Annotated in this window: 26 protein-coding genes; 19 read left to right on the top strand and 7 right to left on the bottom strand. The window is 66.0% G+C overall.

Going from position 1 to position 23893, the window contains the following annotated elements; all coding sequences use genetic code 11:
* Window positions 1-2: 2 nt before the first annotated feature.
* The 18 genes from RAC97_RS21855 (at window position 3) to phnP (ending at window position 17931) form a co-directional block, all read left to right on the top strand.
* Window positions 3-554: an antibiotic biosynthesis monooxygenase gene (locus RAC97_RS21855; protein WP_375101695.1), complete on the top strand. Its 552-nt coding sequence runs from the start codon at window positions 3-5 to the stop codon at window positions 552-554.
* A 137-nt stretch (window positions 555-691) separates the two neighbouring features.
* A complete protein-coding gene (locus RAC97_RS21850; protein ID WP_375101694.1) occupies window positions 692-2533 on the top strand; it encodes an amidohydrolase in 1842 nt (613 codons plus the stop codon).
* Window positions 2534-2837: 304 nt separating this feature from the next.
* Window positions 2838-5822 carry a two-component regulator propeller domain-containing protein gene (locus tag RAC97_RS21845; protein ID WP_377748380.1) on the top strand — a complete coding sequence of 995 codons (2985 nt, stop codon included), beginning with the start codon at window positions 2838-2840 and terminating at the stop codon, window positions 5820-5822.
* Between the two features lie 32 nt (window positions 5823-5854).
* Window positions 5855-6457 (top strand): response regulator, encoded by a 603-nt coding sequence (locus RAC97_RS21840; RefSeq protein WP_375101717.1) that lies wholly within the window; start codon window positions 5855-5857, stop codon window positions 6455-6457.
* Between the two features lie 135 nt (window positions 6458-6592).
* Complete coding sequence (locus RAC97_RS21835) at window positions 6593-7141, top strand: helix-turn-helix transcriptional regulator (protein WP_375101692.1); 549 nt, start codon at window positions 6593-6595, stop codon at window positions 7139-7141.
* Between the two features lie 348 nt (window positions 7142-7489).
* Complete coding sequence (phnC, locus tag RAC97_RS21830; protein ID WP_375101691.1) at window positions 7490-8320, top strand: phosphonate ABC transporter ATP-binding protein; 831 nt, start codon at window positions 7490-7492, stop codon at window positions 8318-8320.
* 43 nt (window positions 8321-8363) lie between these two features.
* Window positions 8364-9368 (top strand): phosphonate ABC transporter substrate-binding protein, encoded by a 1005-nt coding sequence (phnD, locus tag RAC97_RS21825; RefSeq protein WP_375101690.1) that lies wholly within the window; start codon window positions 8364-8366, stop codon window positions 9366-9368.
* A gap of 49 nt (window positions 9369-9417) precedes the next feature.
* Window positions 9418-10206 carry a phosphonate ABC transporter, permease protein PhnE gene (gene phnE / locus RAC97_RS21820; RefSeq protein ID WP_375101689.1) on the top strand — a complete coding sequence of 263 codons (789 nt, stop codon included), beginning with the start codon at window positions 9418-9420 and terminating at the stop codon, window positions 10204-10206.
* 39 nt (window positions 10207-10245) lie between these two features.
* Window positions 10246-10950 (top strand): phosphonate metabolism transcriptional regulator PhnF, encoded by a 705-nt coding sequence (gene phnF, locus RAC97_RS21815; RefSeq protein ID WP_375101688.1) that lies wholly within the window; start codon window positions 10246-10248, stop codon window positions 10948-10950.
* Window positions 10951-10961: 11 nt separating this feature from the next.
* Window positions 10962-11417 carry a phosphonate C-P lyase system protein PhnG gene (gene phnG, locus RAC97_RS21810; protein ID WP_375101687.1) on the top strand — a complete coding sequence of 152 codons (456 nt, stop codon included), beginning with the start codon at window positions 10962-10964 and terminating at the stop codon, window positions 11415-11417.
* On the top strand, window positions 11414-12016 hold the full coding sequence (phnH, locus tag RAC97_RS21805; RefSeq protein WP_375101686.1) for a phosphonate C-P lyase system protein PhnH: 603 nt from the start codon (window positions 11414-11416) through the stop codon (window positions 12014-12016). The genes phnG and phnH overlap by 4 nt, the downstream gene beginning before the upstream one ends.
* On the top strand, window positions 12016-13092 hold the full coding sequence (locus tag RAC97_RS21800) for a carbon-phosphorus lyase complex subunit PhnI (RefSeq protein ID WP_375101685.1): 1077 nt from the start codon (window positions 12016-12018) through the stop codon (window positions 13090-13092). The genes phnH and RAC97_RS21800 overlap by 1 nt, the downstream gene beginning before the upstream one ends.
* The gene (locus tag RAC97_RS21795; protein WP_375101684.1) at window positions 13092-13955 is read left to right on the top strand and encodes an alpha-D-ribose 1-methylphosphonate 5-phosphate C-P-lyase PhnJ; all 864 of its coding nucleotides are present in this window, start codon (window positions 13092-13094) and stop codon (window positions 13953-13955) included. Before RAC97_RS21800 ends, RAC97_RS21795 begins: the two co-directional genes overlap by 1 nt.
* Complete coding sequence (gene phnK / locus RAC97_RS21790; protein WP_375101683.1) at window positions 13952-14770, top strand: phosphonate C-P lyase system protein PhnK; 819 nt, start codon at window positions 13952-13954, stop codon at window positions 14768-14770. The genes RAC97_RS21795 and phnK overlap by 4 nt, the downstream gene beginning before the upstream one ends.
* 20 nt (window positions 14771-14790) lie before the next feature.
* A complete protein-coding gene (gene phnL, locus RAC97_RS21785; RefSeq protein ID WP_375101682.1) occupies window positions 14791-15489 on the top strand; it encodes a phosphonate C-P lyase system protein PhnL in 699 nt (232 codons plus the stop codon).
* Window positions 15486-16631 carry an alpha-D-ribose 1-methylphosphonate 5-triphosphate diphosphatase gene (locus RAC97_RS21780; protein WP_375101681.1) on the top strand — a complete coding sequence of 382 codons (1146 nt, stop codon included), beginning with the start codon at window positions 15486-15488 and terminating at the stop codon, window positions 16629-16631. The genes phnL and RAC97_RS21780 overlap by 4 nt, the downstream gene beginning before the upstream one ends.
* On the top strand, window positions 16631-17191 hold the full coding sequence (gene phnN, locus RAC97_RS21775; protein WP_375101680.1) for a phosphonate metabolism protein/1,5-bisphosphokinase (PRPP-forming) PhnN: 561 nt from the start codon (window positions 16631-16633) through the stop codon (window positions 17189-17191). The genes RAC97_RS21780 and phnN overlap by 1 nt, the downstream gene beginning before the upstream one ends.
* Window positions 17182-17931: a phosphonate metabolism protein PhnP gene (gene phnP / locus RAC97_RS21770; RefSeq protein WP_375101679.1), complete on the top strand. Its 750-nt coding sequence runs from the start codon at window positions 17182-17184 to the stop codon at window positions 17929-17931. Before phnN ends, phnP begins: the two co-directional genes overlap by 10 nt.
* Window positions 17932-18074: 143 nt before the next feature.
* Here phnP and RAC97_RS21765 read toward each other — a convergent pair whose 3' ends face one another.
* The 3 genes from RAC97_RS21765 to RAC97_RS21755 form a co-directional block, all read right to left on the bottom strand.
* Window positions 18075-19370, bottom strand: a complete 1296-nt coding sequence (locus RAC97_RS21765; protein ID WP_375101678.1) for an NAD(P)/FAD-dependent oxidoreductase — start codon at window positions 19368-19370, stop codon at window positions 18075-18077.
* 72 nt (window positions 19371-19442) lie between these two features.
* Complete coding sequence (locus tag RAC97_RS21760) at window positions 19443-19616, bottom strand: DUF3094 family protein (RefSeq protein ID WP_375101677.1); 174 nt, start codon at window positions 19614-19616, stop codon at window positions 19443-19445.
* Window positions 19617-19747: 131 nt separating this feature from the next.
* Entirely contained in the window at window positions 19748-20377 is a 630-nt protein-coding gene (locus RAC97_RS21755; RefSeq protein ID WP_375101676.1) for a DUF1780 domain-containing protein, read from the bottom strand.
* 113 nt (window positions 20378-20490) lie between these two features.
* Here RAC97_RS21755 and RAC97_RS21750 point away from each other — a divergent pair, with 113 nt between their 5' ends.
* Entirely contained in the window at window positions 20491-21174 is a 684-nt protein-coding gene (locus tag RAC97_RS21750) for an energy-coupling factor ABC transporter permease (protein WP_375101675.1), read from the top strand.
* Between the two features lie 36 nt (window positions 21175-21210).
* Here RAC97_RS21750 and yacG read toward each other — a convergent pair whose 3' ends face one another.
* The 4 genes from yacG to RAC97_RS21730 form a co-directional block, all read right to left on the bottom strand.
* On the bottom strand, window positions 21211-21411 hold the full coding sequence (gene yacG, locus RAC97_RS21745) for a DNA gyrase inhibitor YacG (protein WP_375101674.1): 201 nt from the start codon (window positions 21409-21411) through the stop codon (window positions 21211-21213).
* Window positions 21408-22031 carry a dephospho-CoA kinase gene (coaE, locus tag RAC97_RS21740; protein ID WP_375101673.1) on the bottom strand — a complete coding sequence of 208 codons (624 nt, stop codon included), beginning with the start codon at window positions 22029-22031 and terminating at the stop codon, window positions 21408-21410. The genes yacG and coaE overlap by 4 nt, the downstream gene beginning before the upstream one ends.
* Window positions 22031-22897, bottom strand: a complete 867-nt coding sequence (locus RAC97_RS21735) for a prepilin peptidase (RefSeq protein ID WP_375101672.1) — start codon at window positions 22895-22897, stop codon at window positions 22031-22033. The genes coaE and RAC97_RS21735 overlap by 1 nt, the downstream gene beginning before the upstream one ends.
* Window positions 22898-22899: 2 nt before the next feature.
* A partial coding sequence (locus tag RAC97_RS21730; protein ID WP_379671507.1) for a type II secretion system F family protein occupies window positions 22900-23893 on the bottom strand: 994 nt, incomplete at its 5' end.

The following is a 23893-nucleotide window of genomic DNA, read 5'->3' as shown; positions in this document are numbered from 1 at the left end:
TTATGGATCCGCTCGAAATAGTGACCCTGGTGGTACGCCATCGGGTGCGGGCAGGCCGGGAAATGGCCTACGAACAATGGTTACAACGTACTACCCGAGTCGCCTCGACCTACCCCGGCCACCTGGGCGTCGATGTCATGTGCGAGCAAGGGCAGTTCATCTGTGTACTACGCTTTACCGGTGCGCCTGAGTTGCAGGCCTGGCTGGGCTCCAGCGAACGGCAGCAATTGATCGAGGAAGTCTCGCCTTTGCTGGTCGAGGGCGACCAGACCCAGGTGCATATCGGCCATGAATTCTGGTTCAACCCCCACCAACCGCAGCAGCCCCCGCGCTGGAAGCAAGCGTGTGTCACGTTCCTGGTGATCCTGCCTTTGAGCCTGTTGGTTCCACTGCTGTGGCAGCCCCTGTTCGCCAAGCTGCCCGTGTTGTCGGGGTACGTTGCCAGCAACGTACTGATCACCCTGACCATCGTGTTGTTGGTCGTCTATCTGTTCATGCCCAAGGCCACGCAGTTGTTCGCGGCCTGGCTCGAACCGCGAGGACATGACTCATGAACGACGAAAGCCCGGACGCCGCACGCAGGAAGTTTCTCGCCAACAGTTCCGTACTCGGAGCGGCTGGCGCGCTGTGGTCGGCTCTGCCGTTTGCCGCCGCGGCCAGCCAGCCCCCCAAAAGCCCTCAAGGAGGCTCCATGACCGCCGACCTCATCCTGTTCAACGGCAAGCTACACACCGTCGACCGCGAAAAGCCCACCGCTACCGCCGTCGCCATCAAGGATGGCCGTTTCATCGCCGTGGGCAACGATGCCGAAGCCATGGCCTATAAAAGCGCCAGCACCCAGGTCATCGACCTCAAGCAGCGCACGGTGATACCGGGCCTGAACGACTCGCACCTGCACCTGATCCGCGGTGGCCTGAACTACAACCTGGAACTGCGCTGGGAAGGCGTGCCGTCGGTGGCCGACGCCCTGCGCATGCTCAAGGACCAGGCCGCGCGCACCCCGACCCCGCAGTGGGTGCGGGTGGTCGGTGGCTGGAACGAATTCCAGTTCGCCGAAAAGCGCATGCCAACGCTCGAAGAGATCAACCAGGCGGCCCCGGACACCCCGGTGTTCCTGCTGCACCTGTACGACCGCGCGCTGCTCAACCGCGCTGCCCTGCGCGCCGTGGGCTACAGCAAGGACACGCCCAACCCGCCGGGTGGCGAGATCCAGCGCGACAAGTTCGGCAACCCCACCGGCATGCTGATCGCCCGGCCTAACGCGACGATTCTCTACGCCACCCTGGCCAAGGGCCCGACGCTGCCGCTGGAATACCAGGTCAACTCCACCCGCCAGTTCATGCGCGAGCTCAACCGCCTGGGTTTGACCAGCGCCATCGACGCCGGCGGCGGCTACCAGAACTACCCCGACGACTACCAGGTGATCCAGGAGCTGGCCGCCAACGGCCAACTGACCGTGCGCATCGCCTACAACCTGTTCACCCAGAAGCCCAAGGAAGAGCTAGAGGACTTCAAGAGCTGGAGCAAGGTGGTCAAGCCAGGCGACGGCAGCGACTTTTTCCGCCATAACGGCGCCGGCGAAATGCTGGTGTTCTCGGCCGCGGACTTCGAGGACTTCCGCGAGCCGCGCCCGGACCTGCCGCAGACCATGGAGGAAGAGCTGGAACCAGTGGTACGCCACCTGGTGGAGCAGCGCTGGCCATTCCGCCTGCACGCCACCTACAACGAATCGATCAGCCGCATGCTCGATGTGTTCGAGAAGGTCAACCGCGACATCCCGTTCAACGGTCTGCCGTGGTTCTTCGACCATGCCGAAACCATCACCCCGCAAAACATCGAGCGCGTGCGCGCCCTGGGCGGTGGCATCGCGATCCAGGACCGCATGGCGTTCCAGGGCGAGTACTTTGTCGACCGCTACGGCGCCAAGGCCGCCGAGCAGACCCCGCCGGTCAAGCGCATGCTCGAGATGGGCGTGCCGGTAGGCGCGGGCACCGACGCTACTCGCGTGTCCAGCTACAACCCGTGGACCTCGTTGTACTGGCTGGTCAGTGGCAAGACCGTCGGCGGCCTGGCGCTGCACGCCGAAGGCCTGGACCGCGGCACCGCCTTGCAGCTGTTCACCCAGGGCAGCGCCTGGTTCTCCAGCGAGCAGGGTAAGAAAGGCCAGATCAAGGTCGGCCAGTTGGCGGACCTGGCGGCGCTGTCACTGGACTTCTTCAGCGTCGAGGAAGAAGCGATCAAGAGCATCGAGTCGGTGCTGACCGTCGTCGACGGCAAGGTGGTGTACGGCGCCGCCGAGTTCGACAAGCTCGGCCCGCCGCAGGTGCCGGTGCTGCCGGAATGGTCGCCGGTGGCCAAGGTGCCGGGGCACTGGCGCGCAGGCGCGCCTTCGCTGGCGGCGGTGGTGCATCAGTGCTCGGGGCCTTGCGGGGTACATGCGCATAGCCATGAGAAGGCGCGGCATTCCACGGTGCCGGTCAGTGATTACCAAGGGTTCTGGGGGGCGATGGGGTGTTCGTGCTTCGCGTTCTGACCTGAGATGGCAAGAAGGGGCCAGTAACATGGCCTTTTTTCTCGTTCCGTCTGCACCGGCCCTATCGTGGGACAAGTCGGACCGCCGCACCTATCCGGGCGAATAGTCGCTGACTACGCCTACAGATGGGTGCACACTCAACTGAGTTGTTTTTCAGCCTTTTCGCTGCAAATTCAGGATCCAATTAGTGGCAAGCGTGGTTTGCACTCACCCAAGCGGTCGTTCGGTCGTTGTTTGGCAAAAGCGTCGGCAGGCCTCTCTCTGCCTGCTGGCGGCCTGGCTGTTGTGGCTGTGCAATAGCGCAGTGGCTGCCCCGTCCGGGCTGGACAAGGTCGAGCACCATCGCTGGACCGTCACAGGCGACGGCCCCAGCCAGGTCGGCGCCTTGGCCCAGACCCGCGACGGCTACCTGTGGATGGGCACCAACGACTCGCTCTATCGCTTCGACGGCCTGCGCTTTATCCGCTACACGCCCCCGGATGGCCGCGCGCTAGGCATCATTTCCGTGCTCCAGGCAGAGGATGAAGGCTTGTGGGTCGGCCAGCGCATGGGCGGCATCGCCCTGGTGAACGATAACGGCATCACCCATTACCCAGTGGGTGAGGGGCTGCCGGCGGGCGTGGTCTACAGCATCGCCAAGGATCGCAGCGGCGCTGTCTGGGCTGCCGTCAGCGATGGCCTGGCACGTTTCGATGGCACGGCCTGGCAACGTGTCGGTGCCGAGCGAGGTTTCCCCGGCCAGCATGCCAGGGCCATGCTCGTGGCACGCGACGGCACGCTGTGGGCGGCCAATGAAGAGCGGCTGTTCTACCTGCCGGTCGGCAGTGACAGCTTCGTCGACGCCGGCGTGGCCGTTGGCTGGGTGAACCAGATGACCGAAGGCCCCGACGGGGCCATTTGGCTCACCGAGCGCTACGACGGTGACTTGCGCCGCATTCAGCTGCGCGATGGCAAAAGCCTGGTGCAAACCTCCGTAAACGACGGCGCCAACGCCCTGCTGTTCGACAGCCGAGGCGGGCTCTGGCTAGGCACCGCTGGCGAGGGCGTGCGCTACCTGGCTCCGGCCAAAAGCCATGAAGTGCACGGGTTGCCGGGGGCATTGGCCGGGCAGGCGAGATTTGGCGTGAAGGACGGCCTGAGCAGCAACTACGTCATCCGGTTTCTCGAAGATGCCGATGGCAATGTCTGGGTCGGCTCCAGCAGCGGGCTCGACCGCTTCCAGCCGCGTGTGGTGGTACCGGCAGGGTTGCCGCCAGGCGTGCGCAACCTGGCCCTGGCCGCTGACCACGAAGGCGCACTGTGGATCGGTTCGAGCAACCGGCAGGTGTTGCGCCAGGACCTCAGCAGCCTGACCAGCGTAGAGGTGCCAGCCCCGATCAGCAGCGTCTTCACCGATGCCCAGGGCGATGTGTGGATGGCGGGTAACAACGGCATCTGGCGCGGGCGCGCAGAGCAGGTCGAGCGGGTGGCGTCGCTGCCGACGCCAGGCCTGCCGGACTCGGCCGTGCGTGCCATGACCCGCGACCCGGCCGGCAACCTGTGGCTGTCGCTCAACCGCAAGGGCCTGTTCGTCCTGCGCGATGGGCGATGGTCCAGGCAGGCCCCGCCCAGCGATGACCCCACGCAAGTGATGCCGGTGACGGCCAGCACCGATCGCAACGGCCGCCTGTGGTTCGGCTACCGCAACAACCTGATCGTCACCCGTGATGAGCAGGGCGAGCGCCAGTGGGGAGAACACGATGGCCTGCAAGTCGGCCACGTGACCGCCATGCAGCACGCGCCGGACGTCACCTGGGTGGGCGGCCAGCGCGGCCTTGCGTTTTTCCGCGACAACCGTTTCCAGCGCGTGCAACTGCCGGACAACGGCCTGTTCGAGAACCTCTATGCAATCGTCGCCGCGCCCAGCCAGCAGCAGGCCGGTGGTTATGACCTGTGGCTGCAAAGCAAGGCCGGCATCTTCCAACTGCCCGCCCCGGAGTTGCAGCGTGCGCTTGGCAACCCGAACTACCCGATTCGCTACCACAGCTTCGAAACGGTCGGCGGCCTGGCCAACGACCCGCACCAGGTACTGGCGCTGCCGACCGGGGTTCGCTGCGCCGAGGGCCGCCTGTGGTTCAGTACCAGCAACGGCCTGGTGTGGATCGACCCCAAGGGGCATTTGCACAGCAAGCCCGTGCCTCAGGTGCGGATCGAGTCGTTCAATGTCGATGGCATCGAACTGACGCCCAAGCAAATGACGGGGCTCCCAGCGCAGACCCGGCGCATCGAGATCAACTATTCCGCGCCTAGCCTTTCTGGCCAGCAGGGCCTGCACTTTCGCTACCAACTTGAAGGGGTCGACGCGCAGTGGCAGGAGGTCGGCGCGAGCCGCTCGGCCATCTACACCGGGCTCGGGCCTGGCAGCTACCGGTTCCGGGTGGTCGCGGTGAACCAGGATGGAGTGCAGAGCGGCGCAGAGACCGTGCTGGCCTTCAGCATTCGCCCGCTGTTCTATCGCACGCCATGGTTCCTGGCGCTGTGCGCGCTGGCCTCGGCAGGCTTGTTGTGGGGTTTCCACCGGCTGCGCATGCAGCGCGCGGCGGCGCAGTTGCTGGCGCGGCTGGAAGGCCGGCACACCGAGCGCGAACGCATCGCCCGCGAGCTGCACGACACGCTGTTGCAAGGTGTGCAGGGCCTGCTGCTGAGCTTCCAGGCCTCTGCCGGGCAGCTTCCGCCCAGCGACCCGGCGCGCTCGCGCATGGAGCGTGCGCTGGACCGCGCCGAGCAGGTGCTGGTGGAGGCGCGGGACATGGTCAACGACCTGCGTGACCTGAGCGAACCCACGGTCAACCTGGGCGACGCGCTCGCTGCCGTCACTAGGGACCTTCACCTGCCGGGAGCCGCGCGCTTCAGCTTGACCCGCGAAGGTTTGCAGCGTGAGTTGCACCCGATCGTGTGCGAGGAAAGCTACCGTATCGGGCGCGAGGCGATCATGAATGCATTCCGTCACGCCAACGCCCAACACATCGAATTGCGGCTCGCCTATGGCCGCAAGCAGTTCCAGCTCAGCGTGGTCGACGATGGCGATGGCATCGACCCGCTGTACCTGCCACCCAACATACGCCCCAGACACTGGGGGCTGCACGGCATGCAGGAGCGGGCCGGCAAGATTGGTGCGAAGCTGTGCATTCAACGCAGTACCGACCGGGGTACCGAGGTGCACCTGTCGATACCCGCCCTGATGGCCTACAGACGCTTCCCGCGCCGGTTGGGCCTGTGGTTGCGTGCGTTGGGTAAATGGAGGAAGTAAACGTGAAGTCGGAAAAGAACGTGATCCGAGTGATGGTGGCCGACGACCACCCCTTGCTGCGCGAGGGTATCGCCGCGGTGCTCGACTCGCAACCGGACATCGAGCTGGTCGCCCAGGCCACCAATGGCTGCGAGGCGGTACAGCTGTTCCGCATGCTCAGGCCGGATGTCACCCTGATGGACCTGCAAATGCCGCTGCTGGATGGCATCCAGGCGATCCAGGCCATCCGCAACGACTTCCCCGAGGCGCGTATCGCCATCCTCACCACCTACCGCGGCGATGTCAGGGCCATGCAGGCGATCCAGGCGGGGGCGTTCGGCTACCTGCTCAAGAGCAGCTTGCGCAAGGAGTTGCTCGAGGCGATCCGCGCGATCGCGGCGGGCAAGCGGCATGTGCCCCTGGAAATCGCCAGCGAACTGCTGGGGCAACTGGGGCAGGAGTCGCTGACCCCCCGCGAGATCCAGGTGTTGCAATGCGTGGCCATGGGCAAGCCGAACAAGCAGGTTGCCCAGGAGCTGTCGATTTCCGAGGACACCATCAAGGGGCACCTGCGCAGCATCATGGACAAGCTGGGCGCCAACAACCGCACCCATGCGGTAACCCTGGCCATCCAGCGCGGCATCATCATCGTCTGACACCCCACTTTTGAGGGGGGTATCGACCCCCCCTTTGTTGCTTATGTCTGCTTGCCCTGGGCCCTAAGATTCACAGGTGCGCGTTGCCACAAGCGACGCCACGCAAAACACAAGAGCCCGAAGTGGAGCATAACCATGCGTGCCAACTTGCATGCCGACGCCTCGACCCCCGAGGAAAGCGGCCAAGTGCCTTGTAGTGCTGAAATTCCCGCTTTCGATAACGTCATGTCGCTGTTGCGCGAGGCCCAGCAGTCCCTGCATGCGGACCCGGCGCTGGCCTGCGAGTACGTTGGCCGAGCGCTGACGCTGCTGCAGCAGGACGAACACTCCACCAAGACCAGCCCAGGCTGCCTGCTCAGGTGGCAGGCCGACCGCGTCGCCGACTACATCAACACGCACCTCGACACCCCGATTCGCACCGCGCAACTCGCGGCACTGGTGGGCCTGAGCACCAGTCATTTCTCGCATTGCTTCAAGAACACCTTCGGCTCGACGCCGCTGCTCTACATCGCGCGCTGTCGCATCGCCTCGGCCCGGCGGATCATGCTCACTACCAACACTTCGCTCACCGACATCGCGCTGAGCCATGGTTTTTGCGACCAGTCGCATTTCATCCGCGCCTTTCGTCGGCAGTTGGGCGTGACGCCGCAGGCATGGCGACGGTTGCGTGAGGCGGAGCACTGAGCGTCGCCAATTCGCTGGCGGATACCGGGGCGTTCGCTTCGCCGGTGCCATGCACAACGCGCAGAAATGCGGCCCGTGGCGATATTTCAGAAAAACCGACGAACGGTAATTTCACCTCGATGTCTAGACAACCTTGCCAGTTGTCTATCCGCCAGCCCCCTGCCCAGACCCCATCCCCCGCACTTGTCCAGCTGCACCACTTCCCCCTGACATCGAACCGTCACCCCGCTGTCAGCCTTCGGTAACCCTCACTTCACCGAACTGCCACACATCGCGCCTAGGTTCATGTGCAAACGAACCCGGCCCATGGCTGGCCGGCCTGTTCACTCGACAAGACAGAGAACGCCCATGAACGCAGCCATCCAGATCGACCATCTGAACAAGTCCTTCGCCCACAAGCCCGCGTTGCAGGACGTGTCGTTGTCGATCCAGCCTGGCGAAATGGTCGCCCTGATCGGTGCGTCAGGCTCCGGCAAGTCAACCTTGCTGCGCCACCTGGCGGGCCTGGCCAGTTGCGACAAGCACAACGGTGGCAGCATCCAGGTGCTGGGCCGCGACGTGCAATGTGATGGCCGCATGAGCCGCAGCCTGCGCCGCCAGCGTGCCGACATCGGCTACATCTTCCAGCAGTTCAACCTGGTGGCGCGCCTGAGCGTGCTGCACAACGTACTGCTTGGCGGCCTGGGCCGCATGCCGCGCTGGCGCGGCACCCTGGGCCTGTTCAATGCCGAGGAGAAGCAGCGCGCCATGCAGGCCCTTGAGCGTGTCGGCCTGGCCGACCGTGCCCTGCAACGCGCCTCGACCCTGTCCGGCGGCCAGCAGCAGCGCGTAGCCATCGCCCGTGCCCTGACCCAGCGCGCCGAAGTGATCCTCGCCGACGAACCCATCGCCTCCCTCGACCCCGAGTCGGCGCGCAAGGTCATGGAGATTCTCGCCGACATCAACCGCCGCGACGGCAAGACCGTGGTGGTGACCCTGCATCAAGTGGACTACGCCGTGCGCTACTGCCCGCGCAGCGTTGCCCTCAAGGCCGGGCGTATTCATTTCGACGGCGCCGCCACGCACCTCTTGCCTGATTTCCTCAACGACCTGTATGGCGCCGACGAAGGCGCCAGCCTGATGTTTGGCGGCCATGCCGAGCAGCACCGCGGCGTGCCGCTGACCCTGGCGCGCGCCTGACCCAACGCTTACCCACGCCCCTCAACGCATTCAGGAGCTCATCATGTTCAACCGTTTCGGTCGCGCCTGCGCCACCGCCGCGTTGCTGGCCAGCAGCCTGCTGGGCAATGCCCAGGCGGACGACGCCACGCTCAACTTCGGCATCATGTCCACCGAGTCGTCGCAGAACCTCAAGAGCATCTGGCAACCCTTCCTCGATGACATGTCCAGGAAGACTGGCCTGAAGGTCAATGCCACCTTCGCCTCCGACTACGCAGGTCTCATCCAGGGCATGCGCTTCGACAAGGTCGACGTGGCCTGGCTCGGCAACAAGGCCGCCATGGAAGCGGTGGACCGTGCCGGTGGCGAGATCTTCGCCCAGACCGTAGCCGCCAACGGCGCGCCGGGCTACTGGAGCGTGCTGATCGCGCGCAAGGACAGCCCGGTGGATTCGGTCGATTACCTGCTCAAGCACGCCAAGGAGCTGACTTTCGGCAACGGCGACCCGAACTCCACCTCCGGCTACCTGGTGCCCGGCTACTACGTGTTCGCCCAGAACAACGTCGACCCCGGCAAGATCTTCAAGCGCACCCTCAATTCCAGCCACGAGGTCAACGCCCTGAGCGTTGCCAAGGGCCAGGTCGACGTCGCCACCTTCAACACCGAGAGCTGGGACCGTCTCGCAGTGACCCAGCCGGACAAGGCCGCGCAACTGAAGGTGATCTGGAAATCGCCGCTGATCCCGTCCGACCCGATGGTGTGGCGCAAGGGCATGAGCGACGCCACCAAGGCCAAGGTGCGTGAGTTCTTCGCCAGCTACGGCGACAGCGCTGACGAAAAGGCCGTGCTCGCGCACATGCAGATGGGCAAGTTCCGCGCTTCCAACGACGACCAACTGCTGACCATCCGCCAGCTCGACCTGTACAAGCAGCGCACCGAAGTGCTGGCCAGCACTGGCTTGTCTGCCGAGGAAAAAGCCAAGCGTCTCAAGGAACTCGACGACGGCCTGGCCAAGCTGCAGCAGCGCATCGGGGAACTGGACCAGAAAGCCACTGCCCGCGCCGGCTGACCCCACGGGGCGCGGCCTGTCGCCGCGCCCCCTCACAGAGGACGACCCGATGAACACATCCGCGATCGCCACCCCGACCGCCGAGCGGCGTGGCTGGTCCACCTACCTGGGCTGGGGCTTGTTCGCCGCCGTGATGGCCTGGGCCTGGAACGGCGCCGAAATGAACCCCCAGGCGCTACTGCGCGACAGCGGCAACATGGCCACCTTCGCCGCCGACTTCTTCCCACCCGATTTCACCGAGTGGCGCAGCTACCTCAAGGAAATGCTGGTGACCGTGCACATCGCCCTGTGGGGCACGTTGCTGGCCATCGTCTGCGCCATTCCCCTGGGCATCCTGTGCGCCGACAACATCACCCCCTGGTGGGTGCACCAGCCGCTGCGCCGCTGCATGGACGCCTGCCGCTCGATCAACGAAATGGTGTTCGCCATGCTGTTCGTGGTGGCCGTGGGCCTGGGGCCATTTGCCGGCGTGCTGGCGCTGTGGATAAGCACCACCGGGGTACTGGCCAAGCTGTTCGCCGAAGCGGTCGAAGCCATCGACCCGGGCCCGGTAGAGGGCGTGCGCGCCACCGGGGCCAGCGCCGTTCAGGAAGTGGTGTTCGGGGTGATTCCCCAGGTCTTGCCGCTGTGGATCTCCTACGCGCTGTACCGCTTCGAGTCGAACGTTCGCTCGGCCACCGTGGTCGGCATGGTCGGGGCAGGGGGTATCGGCGTGCTGCTGTGGGAAAACATCCGCGCCTTCCAGTTCACCCAGACCTGCTCGGTACTGCTGGTGATCATCCTGGTGGTCAGCTTGATCGACGTGGCCTCCCAGCGCCTGCGCAAGCAGTTCATCTGATACGAACGACAGGAGAGGGCATTGGCCCTTTTTTAAACGATGGAAATGTCTAGACAAGCCGAGCCGATCTACCTGGAGCTCGCCGCCACCCTGCGCCGGGAGCTGGCCGACTACCGCGCCGGCGACTTCCTGCCCGCCGAGGTGCAGTTGGCGGCACGCTTCAAGGTCAACCGCCACACCTTGCGCCGCGCGGTAGACGAGCTGGTGCAGGAAGGTTGCCTGCTGCGCCGCCAGGGCAAGGGCACCCAGGTGCTGTCGCGTCCACTGGTGTATCCGGTGGCGGCCGAAAGCGCCTACAGCCAGTCGCTGTCGGCCCAGGGGCTGGGCGTGCAGGCGCAACTGCTGCAACGCAGGCCTTGCCGCGCCAGCCTCGAAGAGGCCGGCCACCTGGGGCTGGCCGAGCAGGCGCCGCTGCTCGAACTGCACACCCTGCGCCACCTCGACGACCAGCCCGTCAGCCTGATCCGCCACCGCTATTGCGCCAGTCGCGCAGCGTTTCTCGCCGACTACCACGGCGGCTCGGTGCGCGCTTACTTCGCCGAACGCCAGCTGCCGCTGTCCCGCGCCTTCAGCGTGATCGGCGCACGCCTGCCGAGCCGCGACGAGGCTGCCGAACTGCTGATGCCCCGGCACATGCCGGTGCTCAGCGTGCTGACCCTTTCCCGCGATGCGAGCGGCCAACCGGTGGAGATCGCCTATTCCATCAGCCGCTCCGACCGCTTCCAGTACCAGGTCACGACCTGAGGGAGACACCCATGACCGCAACCCAACCCCAGCAGGCTGCCCGCCAGCACTGGATCGGCGTGCTTGGCCGCGCCCAGCCCGACGAGCTCGGTCGCCACGAAGCCGCCTTGCGCGACATCGAGTACCAACTGATCCGCGCCCCGGAAATCGGCATGGCCCTGGTGCGTGGCCGCATGGGCGCCAGCGGCGCGCCGTTCAACCTTGGCGAAATGACCATCACCCGCTGCGTGGTGCGCCTGGCCGATGGCCGCACCGGCTACAGCTACCTGGCCGGGCGCGACAAGCGCAGTGCCGAACTGGCCGCGCTGGCCGACGCCCACCTGCAAGGCCCCCGCCAGGCCCACTGGCAAGCGCTGTTGATCGACCCGCTGGCCCAGGCCCAAGCCGAACGCCGCGCGCAACGCGAAGCCGAAACCGCCGCCACCCGGGTGGAGTTCTTCACCCTGGTTCGAGGAGAAAACCCATGAACAGTGCCCTGTTGCAACCGGCCTTCGCCGACCCCGTGCTGGATGCCCAGCGCAGTTTCCGCGCAGCGCTCAAGGCGCTGGCCAACCCCGGCCAGGCCCAGGCCCTGGCCAGCGAATACCTGCCTGCGCCGCTGAACGGCCTGCACCCGGCGACCTACGCCCTGTGCCTGGCACTGCTGGATGGCGACACGCCGCTGTGGCTGGCGCCGGCCTTCGACACCCAGGCCATTCGCGCCAACCTGGGCTTTCACTGCGGTTGCCCGTTCGTCGCCGAGCGCAGCCAGGCACGCTTCGCCCTGCTCAACGCCAGCGGCCTGGACGATCTGAAGGGCTTCGACAGCGGCAGCGATCGTTATCCGGACCAGTCCTGCACCTTGCTGGTCCAGCTGCCCGCTCTGCAAGGCGGGGCCGTGACCCAATGGCAAGGCCCTGGTATCCGCGAACTTCAACCGGTAGCCCTGCCAGTAGCCACCGCGTTCTGGCGCGAGCGTGCAGCGCGCCAGGCTTTCCCTCGCGGCCTCGACCTGCTGTTCATCGCTGGCGAACAACTGCTCGGCCTGCCGCGCAGCACCCGCATCGACCCACAGGAGCGTGCCTGATGTACGTAGCCGTGAAAGGTGGCGAACAGGCCATCGACAATGCCCACCGCTTGCTGGCCAAGCAGCGCCGGGGCGACACCGCCGTCGCCGAGCTCGATGTGGAGCAAGTGCGCCAGCAGTTGCCCCTGGCCGTGGCCCGGGTGATGACCGAAGGCTCGCTGTACGACCCGCAACTGGCCGCCTTGGCGATCAAGCAGGCTGCTGGCGACCTGGTGGAGGCGATCTTCCTGCTGCGCGCCTACCGCACCACGCTGCCGCGCTTCGGCGCCAGCCTGCCGATCGACACTGCGCAGATGCACCTGGCCCGGCGTATTTCCGCGACCTTCAAGGACCTGCCCGGCGGCCAGCGCCTCGGCCCGACCTTCGACTACACCCACCGCCTTCTGGATTTCACCCTGCTGGCCGAAGGCGAATTCCCCGGCCCTGACACCCGGGAGGCGAAAGCCACCGAAGCCTGCCCGCACGTGCTCGACCTGCTGGCGCGCGAAGGCCTGATAAAGCAGGAAGCAGACCTCGGCGCCCCGGTGCCAGATATCACCCGCGAGCCGCTGGAGTACCCGGCCAACCGCGCCGAGCGCTTGCAGGCCCTGGCCCGTGGCGATGAAGGCTTCTTGTTGGCGCTGGGCTACTCCACCCAGCGTGGCTACGGGCGCAACCACCCATTCGCCGGCGAAATCCGTATCGGTGAAGTGCAGGTGTGGCTGGAGCCCGAAGAGCTCGGCTTCCCCATCGCCATCGGCGAAATCGAAGTGACCGAGTGCGAGATGGTCAACCAGTTCGTCGGCTCCGCCAGCGAGCCCGCCCAGTTCACCCGCGGCTATGGCCTGGCTTTCGGGCATGCCGAGCGCAAGGCCATGGCCATGGCCCTGGTGGACCGCTCGCTGCGCGCCGAGGAGTACGCCGAGGAAGTGGTGTCGCCCGCGCAGCAGGAGGAATTCGTGCTGGCCCACTGCGACAACGTCGAGGCCGCGGGCTTCGTTTCGCACCTGAAACTGCCGCACTACGTCGACTTCCAGGCCGAGCTCGAGTTGGTGCGCAAGCTGCGCGCGCCGCACACCGCCCAGGAGAACAGCTGATGAACGCCATGACCACGCCTGAACAGGCCTACAACTTCGCCTACCTCGACGAGCAGACCAAGCGCATGATCCGCCGCGCGTTGCTCAAGGCGGTGGCCATTCCTGGCTACCAGGCGCCTTTCGGCGGCCGTGAGATGCCGCTGCCCTATGGCTGGGGCACCGGCGGCATGCAGCTGACCGCCGCGATCCTCGGCGCCGACGACACCCTCAAGGTGATCGACCAGGGCGCCGACGACACCACCAACGCCGTGTCGATCCGCCGTTTCTTCGCCCGCACCGCAGGCGTCGCCACCACCGAGCGCACCCCTGAGGCGAGCATCATCCAGACCCGCCACCGCATTCCGGAAACGCCGCTGCATGAAGACCAGATCCTGGTGTTCCAGGTGCCTATTCCCGAACCGCTGCGCTTCATCGAACCGTCCGAAAGCGAGACCCGTACCATGCACGCCCTGGGCGACTATGGCGTGATGCACGTGAAGCTGTACGAGGACATCGCCACCTTTGGCCATATCGCCACCGCCTACGCCTATCCGGTGACCGTGGACGAACGCTACGTGATGGACCCATCGCCCATCCCGAAATTCGACAACCCCAAGTTGCACATGAGCCCGGCGCTGATGCTTTTCGGTGCGGGGCGCGAGAAGCGCCTGTACGCAGTGCCGCCCTACACCCAGGTGGTGAGCCTGGACTTCGAGGACCACCCGTTCGAGGCGCAGCGCTGGAGCCATGCCTGCGCCATCTGCGGCAGCCGCGAATCGTTCCTCGACGAGCTGATCGTCGACGACGCCGGCACCCAGCGCTTCGTTTGCTCCGACACCGACTACTGCGCCCAGCGCGCGAACCTGCAGGGGGAACGGCCATGACTGGCGCACAGGCGCTCGCCGCCATCGAAACCACCACTGCCAGCCACCTGCCGCTGCTGGAGGTGCAAGGCCTGGGCAAGCTCTACGGTCCGGACAAGGGCTGCCAGGACGTGAGCTTCAAGTTGTACCCCGGCGAAGTGCTGGGCATCGTCGGTGAGTCCGGCTCGGGCAAGTCCACCTTGCTGTCGCTGCTCAGCGGCCGCTGCCCGCCGGATGCCGGCAGCGTGCGCTACCGCGGCCGCGACGACCACTGGCTGGACCTGTACCAGGCCAGTGAAGCCGAGCGGCGCACCTTGCTGCGCACCGAATGGGGGTTCGTCGAGCAGAACCCGCGTGACGGCCTGCGCATGGCCGTGTCGGCCGGCGCCAACATCGGCGAACGGCTGATGGCCCAGGGCGCGCGGCACTACCAGCAATTGCGCCAGGCGGGCCTGGACTGGCTGCAACAAGTGGAGATCGACCCGGCACGTATCGACGACCTGCCGCGTACTTTCTCCGGCGGTATGCAGCAGCGTTTGCAGATTGCCCGCAACCTGGTGTCATCGCCGCGCCTGGTGTTCATGGATGAGCCTACCGGCGGGCTGGACGTGTCGGTGCAGGCGCGCCTGCTCGATCTGATGCGCGGCCTGGTGCGCGAGCTGGACCTGGCGGTGGTGATCGTCACCCACGACCTGGCCGTGGCGCGCCTGCTGGCCGACCGGCTGATGGTGATGCGCCGCTCGCGGGTGGTGGAGAGCGGGCTGACCGACCAGGTGCTGGACGACCCCCAGCACCCGTATTCGCAACTGCTGGTGTCTTCGGTATTGCAACCATGATTGGCGACGGAGCCGAGCGCATGAACACATCCATCGAGGTCGTCGGCCTGGCCAAGACCTTCACCCTGCACCAGCACCACGGCTTGGTGCTCAACGTGCTGAGCGCGCTTTCGTTCAGCGTCAACGCGGGCGAATGCCTGGTGTTGAACGGCCCATCGGGGGCGGGCAAGAGCACCCTGCTGCGCACCCTCTACGGCAATTACCTGGCCGCTGGCGGTAGCATCCGCGTGCGCCACGACGGCCACTGGCTCGAGCTGGTGGGCGCCGAGCCCCGCCAGGTGCTGGGCGTGCGCCAGCGTACCCTGGGCTATGTGAGCCAGTTCCTGCGGGTGATCCCCCGCGTGGCAACCCTCGACGTGGTCATGGAACCGGCCCTCGCCCGTGGTTGGAGCAAGGCCCAGGCCCAGGCCCGCGCAGAAGCTTTGCTGACCCGCCTGAACATCCCTGAGCGCCTCTGGCAACTGGCACCCGGCACGTTCTCCGGCGGTGAGCAGCAGCGCGTCAACATCGCCCGCGGCTTCATGGTCGAATGGCCCGTGCTGCTGCTCGACGAGCCCACCGCCTCGCTGGACGAGCGCAACCGCCAGGTGGTGCTGGCGCTGATCGACGAAGCCAAGGCCGCCGGCAGCGCGGTGATCGGCATTTTCCACGACCGCCAGGCCCGCGAGGCGGTGGCCGACCGTTGGCTGGACATGAGTGAACAGGAGCTTTCGGCATGAACGAGACCATTCTGAGCAACGCCCGGGTAGTGACCGCCGATGGCGAATTCCACGGCAGCGTGCTGCTGCGCGATGGCCTGGTCGCCGCGCTCGACCAGGGCAACAGCCAACTGCCCCAGGCCCAGGACCTGGAAGGCGACTACCTGCTGCCCGGCCTGGTCGAGCTGCACACCGACAACCTGGAAAAGTACCTTGGCCCGCGTCCCGGTGTGGACTGGCCGTCGGCGCCTGCGGTGCTGGCCCATGACGCGCAGATCATCGCCGCTGGCATCACCACGGTGTTCGACGCACTGTCGATCGGCGACGTGAACCCCAAGGGCAAGCGCATGCAGCAACTGCCCGCCATGGTCGCGGCCATCGCCGCTGCCAGCAGCGCCGGACAGACCCGCGCCGAGCACCGCCTGCACCTGCGCTGCGAGGTCTGCCACCCCGATACCCTGGCGGTGTTCCGCGACCTGGTCGGCCACCCGCTGGTGCAACTGGTGTCGACCATGGACCACTCGCCCGGCCAACGTCAGTTCGCCCTGGAAGCCAAGTACCGTGAGTACTACATGGGCAAGTACCACCTGAACGACGAGCAGATGGACGCCTTCGTGGTCGAGCAGGTGGCCAACTCGCGCACCTACAGCGACCGCTACCGCAAGGCCATCGTCGATGACTGCCTGGCCCGTGGCCTGTCAGTGGCCAGCCATGACGACGCCACCGTCGAGCATGTGGAGGAGTCGGCTGCATTCGGCATGAGCATCGCCGAGTTCCCCACTACCGTGGAGGCCGCACGCAGCTGCCAGCGCCTCGGCATGAAGGTGCTGATGGGCGCGCCGAACATCGTGCGCGGCGGCTCGCACTCGGGTAATGTGGCCGCCGCCGAGTTGGCGCGCCTGGGCTTGCTGGATATCCTTTCCAGTGACTACTACCCGGCCAGCCTGCTGCACGCGGCGTTCATTCTCGGCAACGACGAAACCCGCGGCGTCAGCCTGGCCCAGGCGGTGCAGATGGTCAGCGGCGCCCCGGCGCGGGCGGCGGGGCTAGAGGATCGCGGCGATATCCGCGTCGGCCTGCGCGCCGACCTGCTGCAGGTGCGCCACGATCCACAAACCCCATTGGTGCGCCAGGTCTGGCGCGAGGCACGGAGGGTGTTCTGATGACTGGCCGCCTGATCTACCTGGTCGGGCCCTCGGGCTCGGGCAAGGACAGCCTGCTCGATGCGGCCCGCGAAGCCCTGGCTGCGCGCGGCTGCCGCATCGCCCGGCGGGTCATCACCCGCTCCGCCGAGGCCGTTGGCGAAGCGGCGCTGGCGGTGAGCGCGGCGCAGTTCGAGCAGATGCGCGCCGACCGCGCCTTTGCCATGCACTGGCAGGCCAACGGGTTGTGCTACGGCATCCCCCAGGAGATCGACACCTGGCTGGCGCAAGGGCACGACGTGCTGGTGAACGGCTCGCGCGGCTACCTTGCCCAGGCCCGGCAGCGCTACCCCGACTTGCAGGTGGTGCTGCTGACGGTGGAAGAGGACGTACTGCGCCAGCGCCTGCTGGCCCGTGGCCGCGAGGTGCCGGTGGAGGTTGAGGCGCGTCTGGCGCGTAACGCCCGCTTCGCCAGGGAAGTGTTCGACTTCGATGCCTCGGTGCTGGTGCTGGACAACTCCGGCCCTCTGGCCGACACCGTCGCGCGCCTGCTCGCGCACCTGGAGCAGGCATGCGCCTGACCTTGCTCGGCACCGGCGATGCCCGCCAGGTACCGGTTTACGGCTGTACCTGCCGGGCCTGCGAGCGCGCCCGGCAGGTCGCGCAGCACCGGCGCCTGCCGTGCAGCGGCTTGATTGAATGCGCAGGGCAGCGCTGGTTGCTCGACAGCGGCTTGCCCGACCTGACCGAGCGTTTCCCGCCGCGCAGTTTCGACGGCATTCTGCAGACCCACTACCACGCCGACCACGCCCAGGGCTTGCTGCACTTGCGCTGGGGGCAGGGGTTGGTGGTGCCGGTGCATGGGCCGGCCGACCCGCAAGGACTGGCCGATTTGTACAAGCACCCGGGGATTCTGGATTTCAGCCAGCCGTTCGCCGCGTTCGAGCGGCGGCTGCTGGGCGAGTTGGCGGTGACGGCCTTGCCGTTGGTGCATTCGAAGCTGACGTTTGGGTATTTGCTGGAGGGCGAGGGCAGGCGTATTGCCTACCTCACGGACACGGTGGGGTTGCCGGAAGAGACCTACGATCATTTGGCGGGTGGTGCATTGGATGTGCTGGTGCTGGACTGCTCCATGCCGCCGCAGCCGGTAGCGCCGCGCAACCACAACGACCTGACGTTGGCGCTGGCCATCATCGAGCGGCTGGCGCCGAGGGATGCGGTGCTGACCCATGTGGGGCACACCCTGGATGCGTGGTTGATCGACCACGCGCACAGCCTGCCGGCTGGGGTGCGCATGGCGTTCGATGGGATGGTGGTGTAGCGCTGTCGGGTCATTAACTGCGGTGGCCTCTTCGCGGGTAAACCCGCTCCCACAGGTCCCGCGCTGCTCTCAAGCACGGCGCAAAACCTGTGGGAGCGGGTTTACCCGCGACACCGGCGTAGCCGGTGCCATTCACCGCTGAATCAGTGCAGCTTCAACCGCGGCTCGGTGCCCCGCCCGATCTTGCTGCCCAGCATCAGCATCAAGGTCCGGAAGGTGCCATACAGCGCCATCTGGTGCATGCGGTACAGCGACACATAGAACATCCGCGCCAACCACCCCTCCAGCATCACGCTACCGGTCAGGTTGCCCATCAGGTTGCCCACCGCCGAGAAGCGCGACAGCGACACCAGCGAGCCGTAGTCCTTGTACGCATAGGTCGACAGCGGCTTGTTCTCCAAGCGCGCCTTCAGGCTCTTGGCCAGCATCGAGGCCTGCTGGTGCGCCGCCTGGGCGCGAGGCGGCACGTTGCGGTCACTGCCTGGCTGCGGGCACGCCGCGCAGTCGCCAAAGGCGAAGATGTCGTCGTCCAGGGTGGTTTGCAGGGTAGGACGCACCAGCAGCTGATTGATGCGGTTGGTTTCCAGCCCGTCGATATCCTTCAGGAAGCCCGGCGCCCGAATGCCCGCTGCCCAAACCTTCAGGCTGGCCTGGATCACCTCGCCGCTGGCAGTCTTCAGGCCGTCCTCGGTCACTTCGCTGACCGCGGCGTTGGTCATCACCGTCACCCCGAGTTTCTCCAGGGTCTTGTGCACCGGCACGCTGATACGCTCCGGCAGCGCGGGCAGCACGCGCGGGCCGGCTTCGATCAGGGTGATGTGCATGTCCTTGGGCTGGATGCGGTCCAGGCCATAGGCGGCCAGCTCATGGGCCGCGTTGTGCAGCTCGGCGGCCAGTTCCACGCCGGTGGCGCCGGCACCGACGATGGCCACGCTGATCTTCTCGCTGGCCACATCGCCTGCGTGGGCACGCAGGTAGTGGTTGAGCAACTGCTGGTGGAAGCGTTCGGCCTGCTTGCGGCTGTCGAGGAACAGGCAGTGCTGCGCTGCGCCCAGGGTGCCGAAGTCGTTGGTGTTGCTGCCTACCGCGATCACCAGGGTGTCGTAGCCCAGGGTGCGCGCGGGCAGCAGCTCGCGGCCGTCTTCATCGAGGGTCGCGGCCAGCTGGATCTGCTTGCCTGCGCGGTCCAGGCCACTCATGCGGCCCAGCTGGAAGCCGAAGTGGTTCCACTTGGCCTGGGCCACGTAGTTCAGCTCGTCTTCAGAGGAGTTCAGGGAGCCGGCGGCCACTTCGTGCAGCAACGGCTTCCAGATGTGCGTCAGGTTGGCGTCGACCAGGGTAACCTCGGCCTGCTTGCGCTTGCCGAGGGTCTTACCCAGGCGGGTCGCCAGTTCCAGGCCGCCGGCGCCGCCGCCGACAATCACGATGCGATGAGTCATGGGGATATCTCACAAGTTTTACGGAATTCGCGAGCCGTGATTGGCGAGTGCAGAGGGCGAGCGCAAGGCAGCTCATAGCGCCAGTTCACTCAGCAGGCGGCTCAGAAGGCCCAGACCGATGGTCACGGCCACTACCAGGGCAAGGAGCAGCAACGGCCGGAAAGGCTTGCGCTCGACTTGGTGCTGGGGGGCTCGCAGATACTCATCGACGCGACGCTGATCTTCCGGATTCAGTCGGCTGGTCATGGTGGGCCTCGTGTATAGACGCATGGGATTGCGCGAACGCTACAACGTTCCCGCAAGCGGCTGGAACGAATGATAATACCTTTCATCTGCGCCGCCGAGTGTTCGCCATCGCAAACACACTCGGCACTGGATCAAAGACTGATACCTACATCGAAGACGATGCTGCGCCCCAGGTTGGCCCGCAGGAAATCCGGCGCGTCGGGGTGGGCGAACAGCACCCGGGCAAAGGTCGGCCCCACCAGCGACAACGAGCGCCAGCCCTGGCGCAGGTACTCGGTGGGCGGAGGGAAATGGCTGTTGAGGTCGAGCACTTCGCGCTTGAGGCTGGCGAAGGCGATGATGTCCAGCTCGCTCAGGTCCAGGCCGCGTTCGCGATAGTTGTGCGACTTCTTGCGCAGGGTAGGGGCCAGCCGTGCCAGCAGCTCCTGGGCGCTGATCCGCCGCGGCCGGGCTTCGCGGCGCACCAGCTGGCTCAGGGAGAAGGCGCTGCGTCGGCGTTGCAGCTCTTCGCGCCATTCGTCGTTGAGCCTGCGCCCCTCGTCGAGCACGAAGAACACCTCGAACGCCGCATCGCGAAACAGTACGTCCGGCGGCTCTTGCCCGGCGGGGGTGAAGTCTTCGCTGCGATAGGGAATGTTCAGCCCTTGCAGCAGGCGCTGGCAGACCCAACGCTCACGCTCCCACTTGCGGGCATTGGACAGGAACGCATTGGCTTGTTCGGCCTGGATCGTGAGCAGGCGCAGGTAGTCTGAGTCATCCATGGAAACAAGCTTAGCCTGCAATTGTGAACGGTAAGGTACTGTTTGCTCGTGGGAATCAGTTCTGTGGAATCGGGTGTAGACTCGCTATACCCCCACTGGTTCACGAGGTCGAGGTGATCAGCGCACAGGTCTTGTCTTCCCTCAGCCTGAGCATCGGCTGGCTTGCCTACGTTCCGCTGCTGCTCTGGGCGGCGGCGCGTACCGGCTGGGTCGAATTGTTCAGCGACCGTCGCCGCCAGCACCTGCTGTTCGGTACGGTGTTCGCGTTGTTTGCCCTGTGGCTGGTGCGGCGAGATTTCGATACAGGTGTGTCCTACCACTTCATCGGCATGACCGCCGTGACCCTGCTGCTGGACTGGCCGCTGGCCCTGCTCGGCGGCTTCATCGCCCAGCTCGGCTTGCTGGCGATGGGCCGCCAGGACCTGGCGGCCCTGGGCGTGAACGGCCTGCTGTTCATTGGCCTGCCAGTGCTGGTGACCGAGGTGTGTGCGCTATGGGTGGAACGGGCACAGCCGCGCAACCTGTTCGTCTATATCTTCTGTTCGGGTTTTTTCGCCGCCGCGCTGGCCACCTTGCTGTGCCTGCTGGCGGCGCTGGGGCTGCTGTGGCTGGATGGGCGCTTCGCCATGCCGGAATGGCTCGGCGATTTCGTCGGCTACCTGTGGCTGATGATGTTCCCGGAGGCGTTCATCAACGGCACGGTGGTGAGTGCGCTGGTGGTGTTTTGCCCCGAGTGGCTGGAGACCTTCAACCGCACCCGGTACCTGCAGGCGCCCTGGAAGGATGATGAGCGCTGAAAATCGCGAAGGGCCGCAAAAGCGGCCCTTTGTCTATCAGTGGCGAGGCTCCAGGTCCTCGGAGTACAACTCATCCTCCGACTCTGCCGACCCCGCGATCTTGTGTTCTTCGGACGCCCACGCGCCCAGGTCGATCAATTTGCAACGGTCCGAGCAAAACGGCCGGTTCGGGCTTTTCTCGCTCCATTCCACAGGGGCGCCACAGGTCGGGCAGTCAACGGTCATGGGCTGGCTCATGGCTGGCCTCCTCGTAAAGTCAGGTAGAAATGGTGCAGGCGGTCGACCTGCTCGTGCAGCCAGGGCAGGTCGCGGTCATTGACCAGCACATCGTCGGCATGGCGCAGGCGTTCCTCGCGGGCCAGCTGGGCCTTGAGAATCGCCTGCACCTGCGCCTCGCTGGTGTTGTCGCGTTGCAGCGTGCGCTGTACCTGCACCTCTTGCGGCACATCGATCACCAGGATGCGTTGGGTTTTGCGGTATTGCCCCGACTCGATCAACAGCGGCGACACATACACCGCATACGGCGATTCGGCCTTGGCCAGGTAGCTGAAGATCTCCTGGCCGATCAGCGGGTGCAGCAGTTGCTCCAGCCACTGGCGCTGGCTGGGGTCGGCGAAGATCAGCTGGCGCAGCGCCGCGCGGTCGAGCTGGCCATCCTCCAGCAACACGCCAGGGCCGAAACGCTCGACGATGCTTGCCAGTGCTGGCCGGCCAGGCTCCACGACCCAGCGCGCAGCCTGGTCGGCATCGACCAGGTGCACGCCAAGCTCGACGAAACGCTCGGCTGCCGCGCTCTTGCCGCTGCCGATGCCGCCGGTGAGGCCGAGAGTCCAGGGGGTGAATGCAGCAGTAGTCATCAGACGCCCAGCAGTTTCAGGTAGAAGGCGTATATTTCATCACCCCAGAGCCAAGCGATCCACCCCGCAATGGCCAGGTACGGTCCAAACGGCATGGCCGCGCCCATCGCACGCTTGCGCAGGGCCAGCAGGCTCAGGCCTACCACCGCCCCCACAACCGACGACAGCACCAGGGTCATCGGCAGCACCTGCCAGCCGCCCCAGGCGCCGATCATCGCCAGCAACTTGAAGTCGCCGTAGCCCATGCCGTCCTTGCCAGTCACCAGCTTGAATGCCCAGTACACCGACCACAGGCTCAGGTAACCCACCACCGCACCCCACAGTGCATCGGTCAACGGCACGAAGACCCCGCAGGCATTGAGCACCAGCCCCAGCCACAACGTAGGCAGCACCAGCATGTCGGGCAGCAACTGGTGTTCGGCATCGATCAGGCTCAGGGCCAGCAGGCACCAGGTCAGCAGCAAGGCCAGCAACGCCTCCAGGCTCGCCTCGAAGTGCCAGGCCGTGGCCAGCGAAAGCACTGCGCATGCCAGCTCCACCAAGGGGTAGCGCCTGCTGATGGCCGCCTTGCACGCCGGACAGCGCCCACGCAGCGCCAGGTAGCTGAGCACTGGGATGTTCTCCCAGGCGCGAATGCGGTGTTGGCAATGCGGGCAGTGCGAGGCAGGCAGACACAGGTCGAAGCGCTGGTACGCCACCAGCGGCAGCCCCAGCACTTCACGTGCCTCCTGCTGCCACTGGCGCTCGAGCATGATCGGCAGGCGGTGCACCAGCACGTTGAGGAAGCTGCCCACCAGCAGCCCCAGCAACGTCACCCCGGCGAGAAACAGCCCAGGCTGTTCGCTCAGGAAAATCCACAGGTTCATAGTCAAATCAGGCTTCCCAACTGGAAGATCGGCAAGTACATGGCCACTACCAGGCCACCTACCAGGACGCCAAGGACCAGCACGATGGCGGGCTCGAGCAGGCTGGTCAACTGTTCCAGCGCTTGCCCGACCTGTTCCTCGTAGTGACTGGCAGCCCTGTCCAACATGGCATCGAGCGTACCGCTGGCCTCGCCGATCGCCGTCATCTGCACCAACAGCGGCGCGAACAGCGGTTCCAGGGCCATCGCCTGGTGCAGCCCCATGCCATTGGCCATGCCCTGGCGCAGCTGCCCAATGGCCCGTTCATGCAAGGCACAACCACTGGCGGGCGCCACGGTGTCCAGCGCATCCAGCAGCGCCACCCCGGCGCCATAGGCCGTGGCCAGGCTGCGCGCAAACCGCGCCAGCGCCCCGTGCCCCAGCAAACGCCCAAGCAGCGGTATGCGTAGCGTCAGGCGAATCATCCACAAGCGCGCCGGCAAGTGCTGGCGGTACAGCCGCGCAAGCCCCAGCCCCGCCACACCCAGCACGCCAAGCCATACCAGCAGATTGCGCCCCAGCCCTGTGGACAAGTCGATCACCCACTGGGTGAACGGTGGCAGCGCCTTGTCCACCCCCGCGAACAGCCCCTCGAAGCGTGGCACCACCTCCAGTAACAGCAGTGTCGAAACGCCCAGCCCAGTCAGCAGCAGGAACAGCGGATACATCATCGCCTTGCGCAACTGCCGACGCAGCGCCTGGCGCCGTTCAAGCACATCGGCCAGCTGTTCCAGCTGCCGATCCAGGGTGCCCGACTGCTCTGCTACCCGCACCAGGTTGCAATACAGGGCATCGAACCAGCGCGGGTGTCGCCGCAGCGCCTGCGCCATCCCCAACCCACCGGCCACGTCCCGTTGCAATTGCTCCAGCAGCCCCCGCAACCCCGCATCGCCCCCACTGCGCGCCATTACCTCGAATGCCTGCAACAGCGGCACGCCGGCCTTGAGCAAGGTCGCC

The organism is Pseudomonas sp. LS_2, assembly GCF_042709235.1.
Taxonomy (GTDB): Bacteria; Pseudomonadota; Gammaproteobacteria; order Pseudomonadales; family Pseudomonadaceae; genus Aquipseudomonas.
This window is presented reverse-complemented; position numbering and strand designations above follow the sequence as displayed.

Bases quoted from the DNA above. Each gene is read 5' to 3' on its own strand.
- RAC97_RS21855 (WP_375101695.1), top strand. From the start codon at position 3: ATGGATCCGCTCGAAATAGTGACCCTGGTGGTACGCCATCGGGTGCGG.
- RAC97_RS21850 (WP_375101694.1), top strand. From the start codon at position 692: ATGACCGCCGACCTCATCCTGTTCAACGGCAAGCTACACACCGTCGAC.
- RAC97_RS21840 (WP_375101717.1), top strand. From the start codon at position 5,855: ATGGTGGCCGACGACCACCCCTTGCTGCGCGAGGGTATCGCCGCGGTG.
- RAC97_RS21835 (WP_375101692.1), top strand. From the start codon at position 6,593: ATGCGTGCCAACTTGCATGCCGACGCCTCGACCCCCGAGGAAAGCGGC.
- phnC (WP_375101691.1), top strand. From the start codon at position 7,490: ATGAACGCAGCCATCCAGATCGACCATCTGAACAAGTCCTTCGCCCAC.
- phnD (WP_375101690.1), top strand. From the start codon at position 8,364: ATGTTCAACCGTTTCGGTCGCGCCTGCGCCACCGCCGCGTTGCTGGCC.
- phnE (WP_375101689.1), top strand. From the start codon at position 9,418: ATGAACACATCCGCGATCGCCACCCCGACCGCCGAGCGGCGTGGCTGG.
- phnF (WP_375101688.1), top strand. From the start codon at position 10,246: ATGGAAATGTCTAGACAAGCCGAGCCGATCTACCTGGAGCTCGCCGCC.
- phnG (WP_375101687.1), top strand. From the start codon at position 10,962: ATGACCGCAACCCAACCCCAGCAGGCTGCCCGCCAGCACTGGATCGGC.
- phnH (WP_375101686.1), top strand. From the start codon at position 11,414: ATGAACAGTGCCCTGTTGCAACCGGCCTTCGCCGACCCCGTGCTGGAT.
- RAC97_RS21800 (WP_375101685.1), top strand. From the start codon at position 12,016: ATGTACGTAGCCGTGAAAGGTGGCGAACAGGCCATCGACAATGCCCAC.
- RAC97_RS21795 (WP_375101684.1), top strand. From the start codon at position 13,092: ATGAACGCCATGACCACGCCTGAACAGGCCTACAACTTCGCCTACCTC.
- phnK (WP_375101683.1), top strand. From the start codon at position 13,952: ATGACTGGCGCACAGGCGCTCGCCGCCATCGAAACCACCACTGCCAGC.
- phnL (WP_375101682.1), top strand. From the start codon at position 14,791: ATGAACACATCCATCGAGGTCGTCGGCCTGGCCAAGACCTTCACCCTG.
- RAC97_RS21780 (WP_375101681.1), top strand. From the start codon at position 15,486: ATGAACGAGACCATTCTGAGCAACGCCCGGGTAGTGACCGCCGATGGC.
- phnN (WP_375101680.1), top strand. From the start codon at position 16,631: ATGACTGGCCGCCTGATCTACCTGGTCGGGCCCTCGGGCTCGGGCAAG.
- phnP (WP_375101679.1), top strand. From the start codon at position 17,182: ATGCGCCTGACCTTGCTCGGCACCGGCGATGCCCGCCAGGTACCGGTT.
- RAC97_RS21765 (WP_375101678.1), bottom strand. From the start codon at position 19,370: ATGACTCATCGCATCGTGATTGTCGGCGGCGGCGCCGGCGGCCTGGAA.
- RAC97_RS21760 (WP_375101677.1), bottom strand. From the start codon at position 19,616: ATGACCAGCCGACTGAATCCGGAAGATCAGCGTCGCGTCGATGAGTAT.
- RAC97_RS21755 (WP_375101676.1), bottom strand. From the start codon at position 20,377: ATGGATGACTCAGACTACCTGCGCCTGCTCACGATCCAGGCCGAACAA.
- yacG (WP_375101674.1), bottom strand. From the start codon at position 21,411: ATGAGCCAGCCCATGACCGTTGACTGCCCGACCTGTGGCGCCCCTGTG.
- coaE (WP_375101673.1), bottom strand. From the start codon at position 22,031: ATGACTACTGCTGCATTCACCCCCTGGACTCTCGGCCTCACCGGCGGC.
- RAC97_RS21735 (WP_375101672.1), bottom strand. From the start codon at position 22,897: ATGAACCTGTGGATTTTCCTGAGCGAACAGCCTGGGCTGTTTCTCGCC.